A 20,888-nucleotide genomic window follows, 5' to 3' on the forward strand; every position below is an offset into this window, starting at 1 on the left:
TTAAATATGTACATAACATAGCGTAACATGACCCAACATAAGGAGGAATTCAAATGTCTTCCACGTATTTACCTCCCGATCTGGGAGAAAGTGTGCATGAAGTGTTTTACCCAGATGTGCAAACCACCGTTAACTTGTTCGCCATTCATCTGCGCAGTGTCGGACCCGATTGGGACTATCCGGCGCACGAGCATCCTCAATATGAGCTCAATTATGTAACAGAGGGTGTGCAGTATATGACCATAAACGGTACTTTGTATGTACAAAACGCTGGCGAGCTCCTGCTGATCCCTCCGGGAAGCATTCATTCCAGCCAGAGCCGAAGCGGACAAGGCTTCACCTACTTCTGTATGCATTTTGATATTGATGATCAGCTGTTTCTCTCTCTTCTGGCACGAATCAAGCAAGTATTATTCGGAGCAGACAGCCCGGTTACCCGGCAGATTGAACCTGTGCTGCACAAGCTCATGTCCTCTGCCCACGATCAATCCCCCAGTGCTATGGTACAGCGCATGCAACTGCAATCCGCGGTATTTGAGCTGTTTGGTCACCTCTGGGAGACGGTGTCTCAGGAAGCAGTCCAGACGTTTGCGGGTGGGTACGAACGGATTGAACTGGCGCATCAGATTCGTACTCGGCTTCAAGGACTAATGAGCCAGCAATTCAAACAAGGCGATGAATCCGACAGCCACTATGGGATCGATGATATCGCCGCAGAACTCGGCATCAGTACTTCGCATTGCAATCGTGTTTTCAAACAAATATTCGGGCAGTCCCCCCGTACCGTTCTATCCCAAATGGTGCTGCACGAGGCCAAAGTTTTACTAGGTAATCCGCAGCTCTCTGTACAAAATATCGCAGTGATGCTTGGATATAAGGATATCGCCCATTTTAGCCGTCAATTCAAACGGTGGTCGGGGAAGTCCCCTTCACAATATAGACAGGAACAGCCTGCTCTGGAGTAATGTCCAGCAACAGGCTGTTTTATTTGATGTTTACGTTACATATCGTTATTTCAGCAAACGTTTGATCAGATTCAATTTGTTACTGTAAGGCGGGTACAGCATATGCGGATTAAGCTTGGTACTCTTTTTCAAAACACTTTTCATATGTGAAAAGGTCTCGAAGCTGTACCGTCCATGGTACGAGCCAATACCAGAATGACCTACTCCTCCAAACGGTAGCCGTGGATTGGCCACATGTGTAATCGTATCGTTAATGCATCCTCCGCCAAAAGAAACCTCGTTTAACACTTTATCCTGAACAGCTGAATCGGATGTGAACAGGTACAAGGCTAACGGCTTTGGTCGTTTAATAATTTCGCCAATTGCATCATCTAGATGATTATAACTGATCATCGGCAAAATCGGCCCAAAGATCTCATCCTCCATCGTAGCTGCATTCCACGATTCCGCATCAATTAGGGTCGGCTCAATAAAGCGATCCTCTTCATCGGAAGAGCCTCCATAGATGACCTGGTCCCAGTCTCGTTCAATTAATGCGGTCAAACGTTTAAAGTGTGACTTGTTCACGATGCGCCCATAGTCCTTGTTATGCTGAATATCCGTTCCAAAGAAGGTTACTATCGCAGCTTTCATCGCATCAATTAAAGGCTGTTTTACACGCTCATGTACAAGCAAATAATCCGGGGCGATACAAGTTTGCCCTGTGTTCAGCAGTTTGCCCCAAATAATACGTTCGGCCGCAACTTGAATATCCGCCTGCTCATCCACGATGACAGGACTTTTCCCTCCAAGCTCCAGCGTAACAGGAACAAGGTTTTTCGCTGCGGCCTCCATCACGATTTTACCAACGGGTACACTGCCTGTAAAAAAGATATAGTCGAACGATGCATGGATAAGCGCTGTTGTTGTGTCTTTGGCTCCTTCGACCACTTGTACATATTCCGGCTCAAATACTTCACCAATCAATTTCTTCACAACAGCCGATACAGCCGGGGTGTTCTCTGACGCTTTGAGCACCGCCGTATTGCCCGCGGCAATCGCACCAACCAGTGGTTCGATAAGGAGTTGAAAAGGATAATTGAACGGCCCAATAATAAGCACCGCACCATACGGTTCAGGAAAGATATAACTTTTGGAGCCAATAAGCGCCACTTGAGTTCTAACCTTAACAGGCTTCGCCCACTTTTTGATTTTACGCATCGTGTGTGTAATGCTGTCGAGCATAAATCCAATCTCTGTCGTATACGACTCAAATTCACTTTTCCCCAAGTCTTGATACAGTGCCTCGGTCAATCCGGATTCATGTTTCTGAATGGCCTGTTTTAAACGTCTCAAACGCTCTATTCGAACTTCCGCTGGTCTCGTGGCACCGGAACGGAAAAATGTACGTTGTTTCTCCAGAATGACGTGTACATCTTCGTGTGTTAATTCTTGAAACGTGGTCATAATGCTCACTCTCCTTCGTTGGAAAAGATTATTGATGAAAGGTTTAAACTGACGAACCTATACGTTACATGCCGTAGCATGTTAAGTCTTTTCTTGTTGTTGTGCAATCTGACTGTAGATTAATCGAGCGCTGAATCAGCTACTTATTTATAGGCATTCCTCTTCAAGCGCAGCTACAAGCTGTTTAAGCAGATCGACGGAAGCGTGCAGCGAAGCTGAATAATAACGCTGCGTTCCCTTCTGTTCCACGGAAATGAGCCCTTTCTCCAGCAGCAACTTCAAATGGTGGGATATCGCTGGACGGGACAGACTGGACTGCTCCGTAATCTCATTCACTGTCATATGCCCTTTTTCGCTCAGCATGAGCAAAATCGATTGGCGATGGTTGTCACTCAGAACTTGAAACAGCGGGATACATGTTTGGAAAATGGTTATGGCCTTCTGACCCATATTTACACCTCGATTATCATTCTGCGTTCTATCTATTAACTATCATTCTACGAACTTTATAGTTTTTACTTTCATTCGTTTAAACATTTAAACCTATAAATTGAATTGTACTTCCTAATATCTCAAATTTCAAGAAAAACAGCTTAGAACAACAATCTTTTATAAATAAAACGCTTCCACTCTACCATACTTGTATGGTAGTATGGCAATGAAGGAGTTGAAGTTGTGGAACATACCCCCAGATTATCATCCAAAGCCGGTTTATCGCCCTTGTCAGGCCACCTCTCGGCGTTGAACAAGCAATCCTACTCGACGCGAGATTTGGTCTATGACACGCTGAAACGACAGATTTTGAGTCTGCAGTTGCCTCCGGGTACGGCCATTTCGGAGAAAGAAATCGCCCTGGACTTTCAGGTTAGCCGGACTCCTGTGCGAGAAAGTTTTGTCCGGCTCGCTCAGGAAGGTCTGCTGGAAGTGTATCCCCAGCGTGGAACGTATGTCTCTCTGATTCAACTGGATCTCGTCGAAGAAGCCCGATTTATGCGCGAGCAGCTGGAGCGAGCTGTCATCCGTCTAGCTTGTGCACAATTTCCAGAAGAGCAGATGTTGGCCCTTGAACACAATCTTGCAGAGCAGCAGCAATGCCTGAGCGAACCGGATGATGAACGCATGTTTCAACTGGATGAGGAGTTCCATAGCAGTCTTTTTGCTGGCTGTAACAAAAGCAACACCTGGACGGTGATTCAGCAGATGAATGTGCATTTGAATCGAAGCCGGATGCTCCGTCTGTCTTCCGATCATCATTGGGATCACTTAATCGAGCAGCACCGATCCATGGTTCAGGCGATTCAGCAGCATGATGCAGAGAAAGCAGAACGTCTGATGCAGGAACATCTGTATCTGACAGTGACGGATCTGGCTGTTCTGCGGAGTACATATCCTTCCTATTTCCAATAAGTACAGAATTCCTGCTTGCACATCGTAATACATGTTGTTTCTTCCACTAATGAGGATGAGGTGAATGAGATGAAGATGGTTTTTCGCTGGTTTGGCGAAGGCAATGATACGGTATCGCTGGATCAGATCCGGCAAATTCCGGGCGTCGAAGGCATTGTATGGGCACTACATGATGTTCCTGCAGGCGAAGAATGGCCGATGGACAAAATACTTGCTGTCAAGACAGCTGCGGACCAAGCCGGACTACATCTGGATGTCGTAGAAAGTGTTAATATTCATGAAGATATCAAGCTTGGACTGCCTTCACGGGATAAATATATTAGCAACTACATTAAAACCATGGAGAAACTTGCCCAAGTGGGTGTCAAAGTGATCTGTTATAATTTTATGCCGATCTTCGATTGGTTGCGTACGGATCTGCACAAAGAAATGGAGGACGGATCAACAGCCCTCTTCTATGAAGCTAGCAAAATTGAAAACATTGAACCACTGGAACTGGTTCGCAAAATCAATGAAAACTCCACCCTCACGATGCCGGGCTGGGAACCGGAACGACTGCAGTATCTCACAGGTTTGTTTGAAGCCTATAAAGATGTGACCGAAGACGATATGTGGGAGAACGCACGTTACTTCCTGCAAGAGATCATTCCTACCGCCGAGCGGCTTGGCATTCGAATGGCGATTCATCCCGATGACCCGCCTTGGCCGATCTTTGGTCTGCCTAAAATTATAATCAATCAGGACAATGTTCGCAGATACCTGAATCTATATGATAGTCCGGCGAATAGTGTAACGCTGTGTAGCGGATCTCTCGGTGCCAATCCAGACAATGATATCATCGGTATGATTCATGAGTTCAGTGATCGGATTCCGTTTGCTCACATCCGGAATGTGAAGGTCTATGAAAATGGTGACTTTATCGAAACCTCTCACCGCAGTCAGGACGGAAGTGTAGATATCGCGGGTGTTGTAGAAGCCTATCACGATATTGGTTTTGAAGGATACGCCAGACCGGACCACGGTCGACATCTGTGGGGAGAAGAATGTAGACCAGGCTATGGACTATATGATCGTGCACTCGGAATTATGTATCTCTGGGGTGTCTGGGATTCACTACAAAGGAGGGCAAACGCATGAGCGAACACCATTCGAACCTGAATCTGGAGCGTACTTCTCGCCTTCAAGGTAAAACAGCCGTGATTACCGGAGGGGCAGGCGTATTATGCCGCTCCATGGCTGAAGAACTCGCAAGACACGGCGCCAAGGTGGCCATCCTGAACCGGACGGTATCCAAAGGTCAAGACGTTGCATCCGCAATTGAAAAAGCAGGTGGCCGTGCCATTGCCGTTGCATGTGATGTCACCCAAGCCGAAAGTGTTCAGGCGGCGGCAGATATTGTTCGAGAGCAACTCGGCCCATGTGACATATTGATTAATGGTGCTGGCGGCAATAACGCCAGTGCCAACACAACAAATGAAATTTTTAAACCGGAGGATTTGGGTAATCCTGATGTGACCACCTTTTTTGATGTAAGTGTAGAGGGGTTTCGGCAGGTCATGGATCTGAACTTTGTCGGCTCCCTCATCCCTACTCAAATTTTTGCCAAACACATGATTGAGCGCGATGTACCGGCTACGGTCATCAATATATCGTCCATGAGTGCCCCATCTCCTATGACCAAAGTACCTGCGTATAGTGCTGCCAAGGCGGCTATTAACAATTTTACACAATGGCTCGCTGTGCATCTGGCAGAGTCGGGGATTCGAGTCAATGCGATTGCTCCAGGCTTCTTCCTGACCGAGCAGAACCGCAACTTGCTCTTACAGCCAGACGGCTCACCTACGGAGCGTTCCAGCAAAATTATTGCGCATACCCCAATGCGCCGTTTTGGTAAACCGGAGGATCTGCTCGGTACGTTAATGTGGCTGGCAGATGAGCATCAGTCCGGCTTTGTAACGGGTATTGTTGTGCCTGTAGACGGCGGATTCATGGCTTATTCCGGGGTGTAGTCTTCTTTTTGAATACATCGATTGTCTGAAACAGATTCACAATCCAACCGAACCTCGTGATATGCTCACGGGCTTCGGTTTTTTTGACGTTGATTTGATCCTCAAGTGATAAGGAATAAATTGCATCGTTGTGGGCAAGGATTGAGGGTGTAAAGGGTGGTGATGCATATATGATGGAGGAAACTACGGTCGTTGCTGTGCGAGCGATTATCGCTTTTCTCACCTTAATTGTCTATACGAGGGTTTTGGGAAAACAACAAATGGGCAACCTGACCTATTTTGATTATATTAACGGCATTACGATTGGCTCCATTGCCGGTACGTTTGCCACGGATTTGTCGTCCAAAGCGTGGATTCATTTTGTAGCGTTAACCATCTTCACCTTGATCACCATCATTTTTCAATACATTACGCTGAAAAGCCGAGCCTTCTCCCAAATTATGGACTCCGATCCCACCCTGGTCATTCAGAATGGCAAAATTCTGGAACAAAATCTGAATCAAATGCGCGTGAAGTTCGACGAACTCACCATGATGCTACGGCAAAAGGATGTATTTGACCTGACCACGGTCGATTATGGCATTTTAGAGCCGGATGGCACCCTATCCATTGCTTTGAAACCGGAGAATCAGCCCGTAACCGCAAAGGATATGCACATGCGCCCACCATCCCAGAAACTCATGACCGAGCTTATTATCGACGGTGTATTAATGAAAGAAAAACTGGCGGAGCGGAATAAGGACAGCAGCTGGTTAACCGAACAATTGAAAAAACAAAACCTGACGATTCAGGACATTGCATTTGCTGCCATTCTACCGAATGACAAGTTATATATCGATTTGTATAAGGATCGGTTATCAGACATGACCAGCACGGATGAGGAAAAAAAACGCAACTGATCTGAATGAATCTAGTATATCTGAACTCATAAAAACAATCTGACCAAACTTGTCCCGGGAGGTTCGGAAATGAAAAAGCATAAATGGCTTCTCTATACGATCCCCATTATCATGCTTTTGCTGTTCATCGCGATCATGATTAGCGGCCCTTGGCTCAAAAAACCTTTTGGCACGCAAGATCGCTTACTGGAATCCATCCAGAAGCTGGAGAAGCAGGTTCTGGACAAGCAGTGGACTCAAGCCAAAGGTCAGATCGAGTATGCCATGCAAGCTTGGCATCGGATCGTCAACCGCATTCAATTCAGCGTGGAGCGTGAAAGTATTTATGATATTCTGGGCGCACTTGCACGAATCCAGGGCGGTATTGCGGCGCAGGATGATCAAGCGATTATGGAGGAAATTTATTATTTTTATGCCTTATGGGATAACCTCGGGGACTAACACTTCGCACTATCCAAAGAGAGTTGAAACTAACCCGCAAATTATGCTGAGTGGTACAAAACAAAAAAACGATATAAAAACACCTCCTTTTAAAAAAAGGAAGTGTTCTTTGTTCATCCTTCGGACTTTCGCCCTATCTACATTACGTTCTATGCTCTGTTTAATCCACGGGATTTCGACTTCGAGGGACTTGCCGTTCCTTCTTTTCGGAAGAAAAGTGCAAGAGCTCCCTTTGCACACCATAACGCAAACAATGCAAACAGCGTACCCCAGAACAGAGCTGGCATAAACGTCTGTTGCGCCAGATTGGCTGCATCTCCGGCCTGAGATGGACGGGTCCAGGATGCCCAACCGATATACATCGCACTAACAACGGACTCTTCGAGCGTAATAAAGGCCAGTAGCAGATAGTAGTACTTCGCGATTTTCACACCAAAAATCATAATAACTACATTCAACGCGATAAACCCGGTCAACCACAACATTCCGAATTCGCCTCTGACATATAACACCAGCGACACAAGTGCCACAGCCGTCATAACTCCCAAGCCCCACATGTGCCGCCCTTTGCGGTACAAGTAAAACAGAAGCCATGCAAAAAGCGATGCACCAATGTATCCTGCCAGCGAAACAAATATCGCTCTCCCCGATGTCAGCATAGATGAATACGTGACACCGCTATGATCCGCGTATAATTCTATGCGTAACACTTTACCGGACAAAACCAGTGTCATCAGCGCATGAGCGAATTCATGAATCATCGTATCGAGATTACGGAACAAGGATGAGAACGGGATGAATCGGGTCAGAAATACAGAGGCCATTAGAAAAAGGATCGTTTTGAGCCACTTGTTCACTCTGTTCAAACCTCCTTGCCTTCAACTAGCGAGCCTATCCATTATAGTACGTCAGGCTTCCCTGCTTCGTTTCGTCTTTTGAAGTCAAGCGCGCATTGCTCCATCCACCAGCAAAAGCTGCGATTGTGCCCAATGAAAAAAGAAGATAGATCATATCGACCACGCCCTTTCTCAAAAGTCACCAAAAGTCGATTTCGCATCCGCAAAATGGCATCGTTCACGAACTGTTCGGCGGCTTTGCTCTGGATAAGCGTTACATATGCATATAGTGAATGATCGACAGGCTCATCCAGCGGACTAACCCCGGCACATGAAAACTCGGTCTGCACCCCTGCTTCATGGAGCAGGCTCAGGGAGCGAACCAGCTCTGCGTCGACCTCTACCCCGTTCCATATCACCGTCCGTTTGGGAGACACGGTTCGTTTGTCCCGTTCGGTCCAGTGCAACAGTTCCTGTTTCCGTCTTCTCCACAGATGTACAGGCTGTTCACTGAGCAGTACTTCCTGTTCCTCAAATTCTTCATGTACGTTCATCATGTTCCTCCTGGTCTGCATATCCAAACGTCTCAAACGAAAAAGAGCACATCACTGTGCTCTCTGCTTCGCAAAAGGCAAAGGAATAGGTCACGTTCATTCCTCAGCATGTTGTTATATTGTACCTTTTTCGGCGAAAAGCATCAAATGCTCATTAAAGTTCCTATTCGTTCAATGCCAGCTTCAGCGCTTCCAGATTCTCTCTCATCACGCTAATGTAGTCCTTGCCTGCCTTAACCTCATCCTCGGTTAAACCTTCGATGGGGTTCAACACAGCCGTCTTGGCTCCAATCTCCTTAGCAATAGTTTCAGATACTTTGGATGAAACGAGTGTTTCGAAAAAGATTGTTTTCACCTTGTGTTCCTTGGCAAAATCAATGACAGTTGCCATCTGTGCTGCGGATGGTTCCTGTTCAGGAGACAACCCGGCAATCGGAACCTGCTGCAAACCATACTCCGCTGCCAGATATGCAAAAGCCGCGTGTTGTGTAATAAAGTCCTTCCGTTTGCTGTCCTTCACAGCCGCTTTGAAGTCCTGATCCAGTGCTTCCAGCTTGGCAATATATGCATCGGCGTTCTGTTTGAACTGGTTTGCATGCTGAGGGGCCGCTTTGGCAAGTCCAGCTTCAATGTTGCGTACTTCCTTTATAGCAAGCGCTGGTGACAGCCACACGTGAGGATCAAGCCCGCCATGGTCGTGGTTATGCTCTTCACCTGTTGCGGCGTCATGGTCATGCTCGTGACCTTCCTTCGCAGAGGCGTCATCTGCGTGATCATGTTCTTCAGTGGTTGTTGCTTTGTCCGCATGTTCGTGATCATGTTCTTCTTCTCCTCCTTCACGAATGCTAATCCCTTGACTGGCTTCCACCTGTACAAGTTTGCTATTGCTTAGGCTGTCTTTGACCTGATCCATCCAGGACTCCATGCCTGCCCCGTTGTAGACGAGAACATCTGCTTTTTCAATGCTCGCGATGTCCTGAGGCGTTGGTTCCCAATCATGCGGCTCCATGGCTGGCGGAATAAGCGTATGTACATCAGCCAGATCGCCCGCTACATTTTTCGTAAAATCATACATCGGATAAAAGCTGACCTCTACATTTAATTTTTGCTCCGAAGCCGCTGGAGTACTAACTGCAGCAGCTTGATCCGGATTGGAGGTTGTTGTTTTTTGGCCGCAACCTGTTGCAACAAGTGCCAAACTGAAGATAATTCCCAGCGCTGAAGTTTTGCCCAATTTCATAGTCTGAATTCCCCATTTCATCTTTATGTGTTGCTTTTTGAATGAATATATAATGTTGCTGTCTGCTGCTTGACGGCGCGATGACGTTTACGATTGTATAGTGAAATCACCTTTTGGGCTGATATTCCAGTCAACAGGAAAAGTAACAGGATGAGTGCAATGGTTCCTCCCGGAGGTGTATTCCATTGATACGAAGCGGTGAGCCCGCTAAAAATGCCCATCAATCCTGTAACGATAGAAATAACAATGGCTGCGGCAAAACTGCGTGCAACCCTCAAAGCTAATGCTGCCGGCAATACAATAAGTGCAGATACGAGCAGCACACCGACAATCGGCATCGCAGAGGCCACGGTCATTCCGGTTAGTATCGCAAAGGCAAATGATAAACCTTTCACCTGTACGCCTCCAATGGAGGCAGTCTCTTCATCAAATGTCAAATTGTACAACGGTCTTCGCAAAACGAAAAAAAAGGTCAATCCAATCAAACATACCGCAGCCATCATCCACAGCTGGATATTACTCACCGCGACGATGGAACCAAACAGATAAGAACTGAAAGTTTTGGTAAGATTCATTTTTAGACTCATTAATACAACAGCCAAAGCCAGACCAGATGTCATAATGATTGCAACCGGCACCTCACTGTACGTCCGATAGCTTCGCCGTAGCTGCTCGACCAGCAGAGCACCAATAATTGCAACAGAGAAGCCGCTTAGAACCGGATTCAGGTTCATAACCGAACCTAGGGCAACCCCTGCCAGTGAAACGTGAGAAAGTGTATCAGCCATAAGTACCTGCCGTCGAAGCATCAGATATACACCCAGAATAGGTGCAATGATTCCAATTAGTCCTCCAGCCCAGAAAGCACGTTGCATGAATTCGTACTCAAACACTGCCATTCCTCACTTTCTTGTCTCTCCAAGGTGATCGTTCGATCCAGCCGGTTACCCACTTCTTCGAGACCGTGTGTGACCATAATGATGGTGAGACCATGAACATCTGCATAGTGACGCATCAATTCATAGAACCCTTCTCTACTTCGCCGATCCATCCCGGTGGTGGGCTCATCCAGCACAAGCACTTGCGGCTGTCCAGCCAGGGCTCGTGCGATACAGATTCGCTGCTTCTGTCCGCCCGAAAGCTCTCCTACGCGTGCGTTGCGATATTCCCACATGCCGACCTCACGCAGGCTTCGTTCAACAATCGCTTCTTTGTCCGAAGTGAATCGCCGAAAAAGACCTAACTTGTGATAACAACCGGATCGCACCAGTTCAATGACTGTACTGGGAAAACCACTATTAAACGAGGCGACTTGCTGAGGTACGTAACCGATCTCCAGCTTTTTGCCTCGAAGCTGCTGTGTATTCATATGTACCGAACCGCTCCAGGGCTTCAAGAGCCCCAGCAACAGCTTCAGCATGGTTGTCTTCGCAGAGCCATTCGGCCCCGTGATGCCGACAAATTCACCCACATGAATATCCAACGACAGATGATCAATGACGGGCTCTTTACCATATCCAAATACGACATCACGCATGGAAGATAAAATCATGGTGTTACCTCTTTCTTTTTTTCGTAAATATTACGATTTATAAAAACCAAAATTTTTTAGCGGGTTTCCCGGTGAATCGTCATCTTCTTCAAACGAGGTGAATACTTTTTCATCTCCAGACGTTCTGGATGGTTGCGCTTGTTCTTCGTTGTTGTATAGTTGCGATCTCCGCACTCCGTGCATGCTAAGGTTACAATGACTCTCATGGTGTTGCCTCCCTTTATTTATTCGTAATAATTACTATTTATTGATACTAGCCTAAGCCTTTTATTTTGTCAACTGTTTCTCTTAGCTCCACTGCGGAAAAGGATCTTTCAACTCGCGCCAGTTCATCTGCATCTCTTCGTCCGTAAGTAATGTCTCATCCAATGTTCGTTCAATGGCTGCACGATCCATATCGATCCCAATAAATACCAGCTTGGTCACCCGGTCACCCCACTCTTCATTCCAATCCGGAATAGCTGGAAGTGTGTCGCCAAAATGAAGATGCCGCTCTTCCTCACTCATCGCCCCTACCCATATTCCCGCGGGTGCAAGCTGTTTGGAAGTACCCGCATGGCTAAATGAAATAGCCATATGGTTGCGAGTAGCCATCCACATTAACCCTTTGGAACGAACGATACTGTCTGGCCATTTGGCAATCCAGCGCAGCAGGCGCTCGGGATGGAATGGGCGTTTGCGATGATATACAAACGAATGAATACCGTATTCCTCGGTCTCAGGCGTATGCTCCTCTTTCATCAATTCGCGGATCCAGCCCGCGGACTGGCTTGCTTTTTCAAAATCAAACCGACCGGTATTCAAAATTTCTCTCGGATCAATCTGTCCATGCGTTGTGCGAACCAACTTGGCCTCTGGCTGCATCGCATGCAGTGCTTTTTCCAGCTTCGATAGCTCTTCTTCGGATACCAGATCACATTTGTTCAGCACAAGAACGTCGCAAAATTCAACCTGGTCGGTCAGCAAATGCACAATGCCCCGCACGTCATCTTCTCCGGCTTCCTGTCCGCGATCCTTAAGCGTCTCTTTCGAATAAAAGTCACGCCAAAACTGAGCGGCATCCACCACCGTTACCATCGTGTCTAGACGAGTGAATCGAGTCAGATCAATGCCAAGTTCCTCGTCAATGTACGTAAATGTCTGAGCCACAGGAACGGGTTCGCCAATGCCCGTAGATTCAATCAATATGTAGTCGAACGACCCATCCAGCGCAAGCCGCTCCACCTCTTTTAACAAATCCTCACGAAGTGTGCAGCAGATGCACCCGTTCGACATCTCCACCAGCTTCTCATCAATCCTCGATAAACCGCCCCCGTCCCGAATCAACCCTGCATCAATATTGACTTCACTCAGATCGTTTACGATGACGGCGACACGCATGCCCTCCCGATTATGTAACACGTGGTTTAGCAATGTCGTCTTACCCGCTCCAAGATAACCGCTAAGAACCGTAACTGGCACTCGATTTTGAATATGTTGTTGTTTTTCTGATACTGACATTATTGCTTCCTCCACTTCTTATGGGTGAATTTAAGTGATCCATGAAACCTTTCGGGATATCTAGATGGTGAACTAAGATGATGGATGATGTACTTATGCTGATTTAGTTATATGGGCGATGTATTTAATCGTAATCATTACGATTAAATACATCGAGAACTATACCTTATTCCACCTTTGCTTGTCAACTGAGTCCCTTTGAGCGAACTTTTTAATCGTAAAATAACTGATTAACTGCCCGAATCGATGTATGTTACGGCAAGTACAAGCATATATTCTAGCAAAGTTCTAGTTACGGAGGTCTTTTCATGAGAATCGCAGCTAGTTTGAAACTTCTCACCTTCCTGGTTCCCTGTGCCTTTCTGGTTCCGGTTGTTATTGCGTTCGCCCCGGATCTCAATAAGGTCTGGAATAGTGAAGCGTTGCAAAATATAAAAACAGTATTTGTGAGTATTTTTCTGGAAGCGGCCCCCTTTCTGCTCATGGGCGTGTTCCTGTCCTCTCTGATGCAATGGTTCGTATCGGAAGAGATGGTGCGAAGACTGACCCCCAAACATCCGGTTGGGGGCGTGCTTGTAGCGGGCCTGCTCGGTATTGTTTTTCCCATCTGCGAATGCGGAATGATCCCGGTTGTACGGCGGCTTATGCATAAAGGCATGCCTGCATATATTGCGGTAACGTTCATTCTAAGCGGTCCTGTCGTCAATCCGATTGTATTTACAGCAACTCTCATGGCATTTCCTAGTCATCTAGAGCTCACCATCGCTCGAATGGGACTGGCTTTTGCGGTGGCTGCTGCCGTTGGTGGGCTTGTGTATGTTTTTGTGAAACGCAATCCTCTGCGCATGCCCAAAACGGTCATGACGGAAGTAAAGACACATCCTGGGTTCAAAATGGCTTCCTCAGCTCATTCTCATAAACCAACACATACACATTCAGATGTCCACGCTCACTCGCACGGAGGCACCCATGACCATCATCACTCCCATAAGAAGGACTGGCGCAGCTTTTTCATCCATGCCGGTGAAGAGTTCGTCGATATGAGCAAATATTTGGTGATTGGAGCATTGATTACAGCATGTATTCAGACATTTGTGAGTCGCAGTGATCTTGTTGCGCTGGGAAATGGCCCGGTTGCATCCTATGTATTTATGATGGGCTTTGCATATGTTCTGTCCTTATGTTCTACATCGGATGCTTTTGTTGCGTCAGCCTTCTCACATACGTTTGCTTTGGGTCCGCTGATTTCCTTCCTTGTGCTCGGCCCGATGCTGGATTTCAAAAGCACGCTTATGTTACTCTCCACCTTCCGCACCCGTTTTGTCATTGGCTTAAGTCTGGCGATTATCCTTCTGGTTTTTGCCGGGTCTTGGCTCGTAAACTTCTTTGGATGATTGAGATGAAACTGCTTCTAGCTGAAGAGTACTTGTTATGTTATTAACAACATTAATCATTAATGCTGTTAATTAGTTTACCGGGTGGTATCTCCTCATTTGAAATGATCCATAGATGAGATTCATACAAGAAAGGAGTGCAAGTCATGGCTCACGCTAATCATGCGATGAACAAGAACTTTTTTACGAAAAGGATCGTCATTCAGTGGCATACGCTCATTCGTGCAGGCTGGATTGGCAGTCTGGCTGTGTATATTATGCACCTCAAATCGAGCAACTCTCTACATTACTATCTGGCTCCTACGATGCAAAAGCTGCTTCTCGGTTGTGCTGTTCCTCTCCTGTTTATTGCTTTTATTATGGCATGGCATGCTTTTGGGAGTCGAAATGAATTCGATTGCGATTGTGAGCATGCTCCACCTTCCGGCCTGATTCGCAGTTTTATGGTCTACGGTCTAATTGCTTTGCCGCTATTGCTCGGTTTTCTACTACCGGATCAAGCTTTAGGCAGTTCGATGGCAAGTCAGAAAGGAATGTCTCTGACGTATACTCCACCTGAAATAAGGCGTAAAGACCCACTGCCAGACGCGTCTGCTAAGTTGAACGTGCAGGATTATACGGTCACGCAAGGTATAAAGCAGCAAAATGACAAGTTATCCGAATTACCTGCCAATGTGCAGTTTGTACCACCGGATGAATACAGCCGGGAATTCGCGGAGCTGGCAGAAAAGTTATACGTACAACCTGTCATCCAGGTGTATCCAGAGATATTCTCGGAAACCCTCGGCACCATCGATATGTTCCAGCGCCAATTCACAGGCAAAGAGATTATGCTGACCGGCTTTGTTTACCGGGACGATAACATGGAGCATACATCTCATTTTGCATTAGGACGTTTTCTCGTGATGTGTTGCCCGGCAGATGCGGCTCCTTTCGGCGTGATGATTCATATTCCGGATGCCAACAAGTTTGAGAAGGACAGTTGGGTACAGATCCGTGGTACCATTGGCTCCGCGCAAGTCGACGGTAAAGATACGATGGAAATTCAGGCAACGTCCGTAACACCGATTAATCAGCCAGCTTCTCCTTATATTTACACCAATGCCGATTCCGTTAAGGCATATGATAAGATCGTAAGTAAGTAAGTAAGTAAGTAAGTAAGTAAGTAAGTAAGTAAGTAAGTAAGTAAGTAAGTGAGTGAGAGAAAGTAGAGCATCATTGAGTTGAAGTGGAGCACTTTACGAAAAGATCGCCAGCACACTTCTATTTCTAACGATCACCTGAGAGCTTATTTTGCTGAAAACACAAGAAAAATGCCCTTTTTCACATCAAAATTCTAAAATAAGGTTTCCTGTGATCGTTAGAATATTTAAACGCGGGAAATAGCTCAAATAGCGTTCCTTGTGATCGTTAGAAAATTAATCTCATTGGATCGTTTTAGACGCTCCATTTGCACACAAGTTAGTAGCCGAGCTGATGATAATCATGATGATCATGACAATTTAAACTAACGAAGAGCGCCAAAGTAGCACTTTCACGGTTTATTGAGAACCAGAACATTGGACTGAGGTTTGTCGTATTATGTACTCAGCCGTGTATTCGAGTTTACGTGCACGTCGTCTCCTAACAAAAAAAGACGGGCAGATTAATACCTGCTCCGTCGTCTTTCATATATTATGTTCGCCTGTATGTTTACAAGTGTCTGCCAGTAAGGGATCTCACGACAGTTTTGTGGCAGTCTAGCGGACTGCCATCAGCAGGTAAGTCATGAGTGCATCGTTACCCTGCTTATCTATCCCGCTAGTCTACCTTATTTATCCTTTTACTCCGTTACGATATCATGAACCAATACAGGTGCATCGGCATGATCTGCAATGGTGATGTTTTCCTTGATTTTCGCAATCACGGCATCGACATCTTCACGATTCGCATGAATGGTTACCAGAGATTCACCGGCTTTCACTGAATCACCAACTTTTTTGTTCAGCATCAAACCAACCGCCAGATCGATCTCGGACTCTTTCGTTGCACGACCTGCACCAAGCAACATCGCAGCCGTTCCGATCTCATCTGCAACGATTCCAGCTACATACCCGTCACGATCTGCTGGAACTTCGATTAGATATTGTGCTTGTGGCAAGCGCTCTGGGTGATCGACCACAGAAGCATCGCCGCCTTGATTGGCCAAGAAATGTTTAAATTTCTCCAGTGCTTTACCGTTCTGGATGACTTCTTTGAGTTTCTCTTCCGCCTGCTCCAGTGAATCTGCTTTACCTGCAAGATATACCATCTGACGTCCCAGTGCCAGGCACAGTTCTTCCAGATCTTTCGGACCTTTACCTTGCAGTGTAAGAATCGCTTCTTTCACTTCCAGAGCGTTCCCGATGGCAAGACCCAGTGGCTGGGACATATCGGAGATAACCGCCATTGTTTTACGTCCTACATTGTTACCAATGCTAACCATGGCGTGTGCCAACTCTTTAGCCTCTTCTGTTGTTTTCATAAACGCACCTGCGCCTGTTTTTACGTCCAGTACGATCGCATCTGCACCTGCTGCGATTTTTTTGCTCATGATAGAGCTAGCAATCAATGGAATCGAGTTTACCGTTGCCGTTACGTCACGAAGTGCGTACAGCTTTTTGTCCGCAGGTGTCAGGTTGCCACTTTGACCGATAACCGCTACTTTGTGTTCGTTGACGAGACGAATAAACTCTTCTTTTTCCAGCTCAACGTGGAACCCAGCAACGGATTCCAGCTTGTCCGTAGTACCGCCCGTGTGTCCCAGACCACGACCAGACATCTTCGCAACAGGTACATCCAGTGCAGCAACGAGTGGCGCAAGTACCAGTGTCGTCGTGTCTCCCACGCCTCCAGTGGAGTGCTTGTCAACTTTAATACCTTCAATAGCCGAAAGATCGATCGTTTCGCCGGAGTTTACCATCGACATCGTTAGATCGGCACGTTCCTTATCCGTCATATCCTTGAAAAATACAGCCATCGCCCATGCGCTGACCTGATAATCCGGGATTTCTCCTTGCGTATATCCTTGAACGACGAAATCGATCTCTTCTGTGGTCAGTTCTTTTCCGTCACGTTTTTTAGCAATAATGTCTACCATTCTCATGATGATCTCTCCTTTTGTAAAATGGATTGTCTAGAACACGTGTTGAGCGGGGCCGTTCCGGATCCGGATCGTTCTTACGAGCGCTGTTGTCTTCACATTTTTTTGAATCACCTTTACTAAGGTTAAAATGTGAAAACAAAGGCGAACGCTTCGCTTCTCCAGAATCGATTCCAGTTCCTCCACTCCATGCTTCAACACCAGTTTCGATATGTTTACAGTGTAATTGCTGTATCCAACGCCACAACCATCATGTCGTTAAATGTTTTTTGACGCTCTTCAGCTGATGTTTCTTCGCCTGTCAGCAAGTGATCACTTACGGTCAGGATTGTCAAAGCGTTCACGCCAAATTTCGCGGCAATCGTGTAAAGCGCTGTTGTTTCCATCTCCACGCCAAGCACGCCGTGTTTCATCAATTTCTCTGTCACGGAACGGTCATCGCGATAAAAGGAATCGGAGCTAAATACGTTACCTACGTGGATTTTCATGCCTTTTGCAGTGGCACGGTCATAGGCTTCTTTCAACAACGAGAACGTTGCAATTGGTGAGAAGTCGTATCCACCGAAAACATGTTTGTTCATGCTGGAATCGGTACAAGCTGCTTGAGCAAGGATCACATCACGTACACGTACATGTTCCTGCATTCCTCCGCAAGTACCTACACGAATCAAGTTTTTTACGCCATATTCGCTAATAAGCTCGTTCGCATAGATTGCAAAGGATGGAATCCCCATACCTGAACCTTGCACCGAAATCCGGTGACCTTGATATGTACCTGTGAAACCGAGCATGCCACGAACTTCGTTGTAACAAACAACGTCTTCCAGATACGTGTCAGCAATGTATTTGGCGCGTAGCGGATCTCCTGGCAAAAGGATCGTTTCTGCGATATCTCCTGGTTTTGCTCCGATATGTGTACTCATGTGTAATCTCCTCCGATATAGATGATCTTTGTTACGATAGATAACCTTGAGTTCTTGATGTGAGTCTTGTTGGTTTCAAGTTATTACATCCGCGTCTGAACGCAATTTACTTCAACTCATTCAAGAAGCTTTTTCCATACTCCGGTAATTTCACACCAAAGTTATCTGCCACGGTTGCACCAAGATCGGCAAACGTGCTACGCAGTTCAAGCTTTTTACCCTCGCTGAAACGCGGGGAGTAAGCCAGCAGTGGTACATATTCACGCGTATGATCTGTGCCGCGGTAGGTTGGATCGTTACCATGGTCAGCTGTAATCAACAGCAGATCATCGTTTGTCATTTTCGCAAAAATCTCAGGTAAACGTGCATCATAATCTTCAAGGGCTTGCGCATAACCTTGTGGATCACGGCGGTGACCGTATAATGCATCAAAATCAACCAGGTTCAGGAAGCTGAGTCCAGTGAACTCTTCGTCCAGCGTCTCAGACAACTTGTCCATCCCATCCATATTGGACACAGTACGAACAGCTTTCGTTACGCCTTCACCGTCATAAATGTCAGAGATTTTACCCAAAGCAATCACATCCAGACCGCCATCTTTCAATTCATTCATCACCGTGCGTCCAAATGGTTTGAGCGCGTAGTCATGACGGTTCGCCGTACGTTTCCAATTCCCCGCTTCACCAACGAATGGACGGGCAATAATACGACCGAGCATGTACGGATCTTCAAGCGTGATTTCACGACAGAACTCACAGATCTCATACAGTTCTTTCAAAGGTACAACGTCTTCATGCGCTGCAATTTGCAGGACAGAGTCAGCTGAGGTGTATACGATCAGCGCGCCTGTTTCCACATGTTCCGCACCCAGTTCATCCAAAATCTCCGTGCCGCTGGCTGGTTTATTACCAATGACCTTACGGCCCGTTTTCTCTTCAATGCGCTGAATTAACTCATCCGGGAAGCCATTCTCGAACACACGGAAAGGTGTATCAATGTATAACCCCATGATCTCCCAGTGACCTGTCATCGTGTCTTTGCCTCGGGAAGCTTCCTGCATTTTGGTGTAATACGCTTTAGGTTTATCCGCGACAGGGATACCTTGGATTGGTTCAATGTTGGAAAGTCCAAGACTTGCCATATTCGGCATATTCAGACCACCACGTTCACGTGCAATGTGACCCAACGTATCGACGTTAAAGTCATCGAATTCTGCTGCATCCGGCGCTTCGCCGATTCCTACAGAATCCATAACGATCAGATGTACTCTTTTGAATGTTGACATAAGTTAAGCACTCCTTCCAGCTTCCAATAATCCGAATTACAAAAACAGTCCAGTGATGATCGCAGACAGCACGCTGACCAGCGATGCACCGTAAAGCAGCTTCAGACCGAAGCGGGCCACCACATTGCCCTGTTTCTCATGAAGTCCCTTCACCGCGCCGGCAATAATACCGATGGAGGAGAAGTTGGCGAAGGATACGAGGAAGACGGATACGATTCCTGTTGTTCTGGCAGACAATGCCGTTTGCTCGCTCAAACTCAGCATCGCAACAAATTCGTTGGACACCATTTTGGTAGCCATGATACTGCCTGCCTGAATCGCTTCTTTCCAAGGGACACCCATAACAAAGGCAAAAGGTGCAAACACATACCCAAGCAGTTCCTGGAACGAAATACCGATTACAGCGCTAAATATTCCGTTAATCAAGGCAATCAGGGCGACAAAACCGATCAGCATCGCCGCTACGACAATTGCTACTTTGAATCCGTCCAGAATGTATTCTCCCAGCATCTCGAAGAACGATTGTTTCTCTTCTTCCCGCACTTCCAATATATCTTCTTCCGCCGTAACCCGATACGGATTGACGATGGAAGCAATGATAAAACCGCCGAAAAGGTTAAGCACAAGCGCTGTCACTACATATTTCGGTTCAATCATTGTCATATAGGCGCCGACAATGGACATCGATACCGTGGACATTGCTGATGCACAGAGGGTGTACAGCCGATGTTTCGGCAGTAGCCCGATTTGTTTTTTCACCGAGATAAAAACTTCAGATTGCCCCAAAATGGCAGAAGCAACCGCGTTATATGATTCCAGTTTGCCCATTCCGTTGACTTTGCTTAATACCAGACCAATATATTTTATAACAAAAGGTAAGATTCGGATATACTGCAGGATACCAATTAAGGCAGAGATGACCACAATCGGCATTAGCACAGTCAGGAAAAACGGACCGCTCCCGCCTTCTGCTCCAATGTTGATCAAACCGCCGAAAACAAAGGTGATCCCTTCGGCTGCATAATCAAGCAAGTTCTTAAATACGGTGGAAAATCCGCCAATCAGCCATGTTCCCACTTCCGTATTCAGCAAAGCGTAAGCCAGTATAATCTGTAAAACAATCATTACCGCAAGCGGTCGGTATCGAATCTGTTTCTTTCCGTTACTGGCGATATAAGCCAGTCCAAAAACAACGAGTAAGCCAAGGATGGCAATAAGGTATTTCATGTGATCTCTCCTTTGAAGGTCGTTAATCCCGTTGTATAAACTGCTCAAAGGGTTACTGAATCTTATTTTGTGTCATTTCATAACATATG

General features: G+C 46.4%; 21 protein-coding genes. 8 read left to right on the plus strand and 13 right to left on the minus strand.

Features of this window, described 5'->3' with window-relative positions:
- The first annotated feature begins 53 nt into the window (after positions 1-53).
- Complete coding sequence (locus ACT89M_RS15815) at positions 54-965, plus strand: helix-turn-helix domain-containing protein (protein WP_090916427.1); 912 nt, start codon at positions 54-56, stop codon at positions 963-965.
- 45 nt (positions 966-1,010) lie between these two features.
- On the opposite strand, the gene ACT89M_RS15820 is transcribed toward ACT89M_RS15815, so the two are convergent.
- Together ACT89M_RS15820 and ACT89M_RS15825 are read right to left on the minus strand one after the other, a co-directional pair.
- A complete protein-coding gene (locus tag ACT89M_RS15820) occupies positions 1,011-2,411 on the minus strand; it encodes an aldehyde dehydrogenase (RefSeq protein WP_487344741.1) in 1,401 nt (466 codons plus the stop codon).
- Positions 2,412-2,558: 147 nt separating this feature from the next.
- Entirely contained in the window at positions 2,559-2,861 is a 303-nt protein-coding gene (locus ACT89M_RS15825) for an ArsR/SmtB family transcription factor (protein WP_154891831.1), read from the minus strand.
- 270 nt (positions 2,862-3,131) lie between these two features.
- On the opposite strand from ACT89M_RS15825, the gene ACT89M_RS15830 reads away from it, so the two are divergent.
- From ACT89M_RS15830 to ACT89M_RS15850, 5 genes are all read left to right on the plus strand, one after another.
- Positions 3,132-3,818 carry a GntR family transcriptional regulator gene (locus ACT89M_RS15830; protein ID WP_373323176.1) on the plus strand — a complete coding sequence of 229 codons (687 nt, stop codon included), beginning with the start codon at positions 3,132-3,134 and terminating at the stop codon, positions 3,816-3,818.
- Between the two features lie 69 nt (positions 3,819-3,887).
- The gene (gene uxuA / locus ACT89M_RS15835) at positions 3,888-4,955 is read left to right on the plus strand and encodes a mannonate dehydratase (RefSeq protein WP_154891829.1); all 1,068 of its coding nucleotides are present in this window, start codon (positions 3,888-3,890) and stop codon (positions 4,953-4,955) included.
- A complete protein-coding gene (locus ACT89M_RS15840) occupies positions 4,952-5,827 on the plus strand; it encodes an SDR family oxidoreductase (protein ID WP_090916437.1) in 876 nt (291 codons plus the stop codon). Before uxuA ends, ACT89M_RS15840 begins: the two co-directional genes overlap by 4 nt.
- A gap of 170 nt (positions 5,828-5,997) precedes the next feature.
- Positions 5,998-6,726 carry a DUF421 domain-containing protein gene (locus ACT89M_RS15845; RefSeq protein WP_154891828.1) on the plus strand — a complete coding sequence of 243 codons (729 nt, stop codon included), beginning with the start codon at positions 5,998-6,000 and terminating at the stop codon, positions 6,724-6,726.
- Positions 6,727-6,795: 69 nt separating this feature from the next.
- Positions 6,796-7,167, plus strand: a complete 372-nt coding sequence (locus tag ACT89M_RS15850) for a DUF4363 family protein (protein ID WP_154891827.1) — start codon at positions 6,796-6,798, stop codon at positions 7,165-7,167.
- A gap of 149 nt (positions 7,168-7,316) precedes the next feature.
- Here the strand turns inward: ACT89M_RS15850 and ACT89M_RS15855 are convergent, their stop codons facing one another.
- The 7 genes from ACT89M_RS15855 to ACT89M_RS15885 all read right to left on the minus strand — a co-directional run bounded on the left by ACT89M_RS15855 (position 7,317) and on the right by ACT89M_RS15885 (position 12,849).
- Entirely contained in the window at positions 7,317-8,024 is a 708-nt protein-coding gene (locus tag ACT89M_RS15855) for a M50 family metallopeptidase (RefSeq protein ID WP_090916441.1), read from the minus strand.
- Between the two features lie 41 nt (positions 8,025-8,065).
- Positions 8,066-8,560, minus strand: a complete 495-nt coding sequence (locus ACT89M_RS15860; RefSeq protein WP_312027632.1) for a hypothetical protein — start codon at positions 8,558-8,560, stop codon at positions 8,066-8,068.
- 160 nt (positions 8,561-8,720) lie between these two features.
- A complete protein-coding gene (locus ACT89M_RS15865; RefSeq protein ID WP_308721715.1) occupies positions 8,721-9,797 on the minus strand; it encodes a metal ABC transporter substrate-binding protein in 1,077 nt (358 codons plus the stop codon).
- 23 nt (positions 9,798-9,820) lie between these two features.
- Positions 9,821-10,696 carry a metal ABC transporter permease gene (locus ACT89M_RS15870; RefSeq protein ID WP_308721714.1) on the minus strand — a complete coding sequence of 292 codons (876 nt, stop codon included), beginning with the start codon at positions 10,694-10,696 and terminating at the stop codon, positions 9,821-9,823.
- Entirely contained in the window at positions 10,642-11,349 is a 708-nt protein-coding gene (locus ACT89M_RS15875) for a metal ABC transporter ATP-binding protein (protein ID WP_154959282.1), read from the minus strand. The genes ACT89M_RS15870 and ACT89M_RS15875 overlap by 55 nt, the downstream gene beginning before the upstream one ends.
- Before the next feature lie 56 nt (positions 11,350-11,405).
- Positions 11,406-11,555 carry a 50S ribosomal protein L33 gene (rpmG, locus tag ACT89M_RS15880; protein WP_036613813.1) on the minus strand — a complete coding sequence of 50 codons (150 nt, stop codon included), beginning with the start codon at positions 11,553-11,555 and terminating at the stop codon, positions 11,406-11,408.
- 82 nt (positions 11,556-11,637) lie between these two features.
- Entirely contained in the window at positions 11,638-12,849 is a 1,212-nt protein-coding gene (locus tag ACT89M_RS15885; protein WP_154891823.1) for a GTP-binding protein, read from the minus strand.
- Positions 12,850-13,157: 308 nt separating this feature from the next.
- Between ACT89M_RS15885 and ACT89M_RS15890 the strand changes: the two genes are divergently transcribed.
- Positions 13,158-14,243 (plus strand): permease, encoded by a 1,086-nt coding sequence (locus tag ACT89M_RS15890; RefSeq protein ID WP_154891822.1) that lies wholly within the window; start codon positions 13,158-13,160, stop codon positions 14,241-14,243.
- 146 nt (positions 14,244-14,389) lie between these two features.
- Positions 14,390-15,388: a TIGR03943 family putative permease subunit gene (locus ACT89M_RS15895; RefSeq protein ID WP_487344742.1), complete on the plus strand. Its 999-nt coding sequence runs from the start codon at positions 14,390-14,392 to the stop codon at positions 15,386-15,388.
- Positions 15,389-16,065: 677 nt separating this feature from the next.
- Here the strand turns inward: ACT89M_RS15895 and ACT89M_RS15900 are convergent.
- From ACT89M_RS15900 to ACT89M_RS15915, 4 genes are all read right to left on the minus strand, one after another.
- The gene (locus tag ACT89M_RS15900) at positions 16,066-17,367 is read right to left on the minus strand and encodes a pyrimidine-nucleoside phosphorylase (protein WP_308721710.1); all 1,302 of its coding nucleotides are present in this window, start codon (positions 17,365-17,367) and stop codon (positions 16,066-16,068) included.
- A gap of 212 nt (positions 17,368-17,579) precedes the next feature.
- A complete protein-coding gene (deoD, locus tag ACT89M_RS15905; protein ID WP_056691414.1) occupies positions 17,580-18,287 on the minus strand; it encodes a purine-nucleoside phosphorylase in 708 nt (235 codons plus the stop codon).
- Positions 18,288-18,393: 106 nt separating this feature from the next.
- Positions 18,394-19,572 carry a phosphopentomutase gene (gene deoB / locus ACT89M_RS15910; protein ID WP_154890359.1) on the minus strand — a complete coding sequence of 393 codons (1,179 nt, stop codon included), beginning with the start codon at positions 19,570-19,572 and terminating at the stop codon, positions 18,394-18,396.
- A 36-nt stretch (positions 19,573-19,608) separates the two neighbouring features.
- On the minus strand, positions 19,609-20,799 hold the full coding sequence (locus ACT89M_RS15915) for a NupC/NupG family nucleoside CNT transporter (protein WP_090924846.1): 1,191 nt from the start codon (positions 20,797-20,799) through the stop codon (positions 19,609-19,611).
- Between the last annotated feature and the right edge of the window lie 89 nt (positions 20,800-20,888).

The sequence above is a fragment of the Paenibacillus sp. NN59 genome (assembly GCF_057597225.1).

Coding starts and splice junctions, on each gene's coding strand:
- ACT89M_RS15815 (WP_090916427.1), top strand. CDS start 54: ATGTCTTCCACGTATTTACCTCCCGATCTGGGAGAAAGTGTGCATGAA.
- ACT89M_RS15820 (WP_487344741.1), bottom strand. CDS start 2,411: ATGACCACGTTTCAAGAATTAACACACGAAGATGTACACGTCATTCTG.
- ACT89M_RS15825 (WP_154891831.1), bottom strand. CDS start 2,861: ATGGGTCAGAAGGCCATAACCATTTTCCAAACATGTATCCCGCTGTTT.
- uxuA (WP_154891829.1), top strand. CDS start 3,888: ATGAAGATGGTTTTTCGCTGGTTTGGCGAAGGCAATGATACGGTATCG.
- ACT89M_RS15840 (WP_090916437.1), top strand. CDS start 4,952: ATGAGCGAACACCATTCGAACCTGAATCTGGAGCGTACTTCTCGCCTT.
- ACT89M_RS15845 (WP_154891828.1), top strand. CDS start 5,998: ATGATGGAGGAAACTACGGTCGTTGCTGTGCGAGCGATTATCGCTTTT.
- ACT89M_RS15850 (WP_154891827.1), top strand. CDS start 6,796: ATGAAAAAGCATAAATGGCTTCTCTATACGATCCCCATTATCATGCTT.
- ACT89M_RS15860 (WP_312027632.1), bottom strand. CDS start 8,560: ATGATGAACGTACATGAAGAATTTGAGGAACAGGAAGTACTGCTCAGT.
- ACT89M_RS15865 (WP_308721715.1), bottom strand. CDS start 9,797: ATGAAATTGGGCAAAACTTCAGCGCTGGGAATTATCTTCAGTTTGGCA.
- ACT89M_RS15870 (WP_308721714.1), bottom strand. CDS start 10,696: ATGGCAGTGTTTGAGTACGAATTCATGCAACGTGCTTTCTGGGCTGGA.
- ACT89M_RS15875 (WP_154959282.1), bottom strand. CDS start 11,349: ATGATTTTATCTTCCATGCGTGATGTCGTATTTGGATATGGTAAAGAG.
- rpmG (WP_036613813.1), bottom strand. CDS start 11,555: ATGAGAGTCATTGTAACCTTAGCATGCACGGAGTGCGGAGATCGCAAC.
- ACT89M_RS15885 (WP_154891823.1), bottom strand. CDS start 12,849: ATGTCAGTATCAGAAAAACAACAACATATTCAAAATCGAGTGCCAGTT.
- ACT89M_RS15890 (WP_154891822.1), top strand. CDS start 13,158: ATGAGAATCGCAGCTAGTTTGAAACTTCTCACCTTCCTGGTTCCCTGT.
- ACT89M_RS15895 (WP_487344742.1), top strand. CDS start 14,390: ATGGCTCACGCTAATCATGCGATGAACAAGAACTTTTTTACGAAAAGG.
- ACT89M_RS15900 (WP_308721710.1), bottom strand. CDS start 17,367: ATGAGAATGGTAGACATTATTGCTAAAAAACGTGACGGAAAAGAACTG.
- deoD (WP_056691414.1), bottom strand. CDS start 18,287: ATGAGTACACATATCGGAGCAAAACCAGGAGATATCGCAGAAACGATC.
- deoB (WP_154890359.1), bottom strand. CDS start 19,572: ATGTCAACATTCAAAAGAGTACATCTGATCGTTATGGATTCTGTAGGA.
- ACT89M_RS15915 (WP_090924846.1), bottom strand. CDS start 20,799: ATGAAATACCTTATTGCCATCCTTGGCTTACTCGTTGTTTTTGGACTG.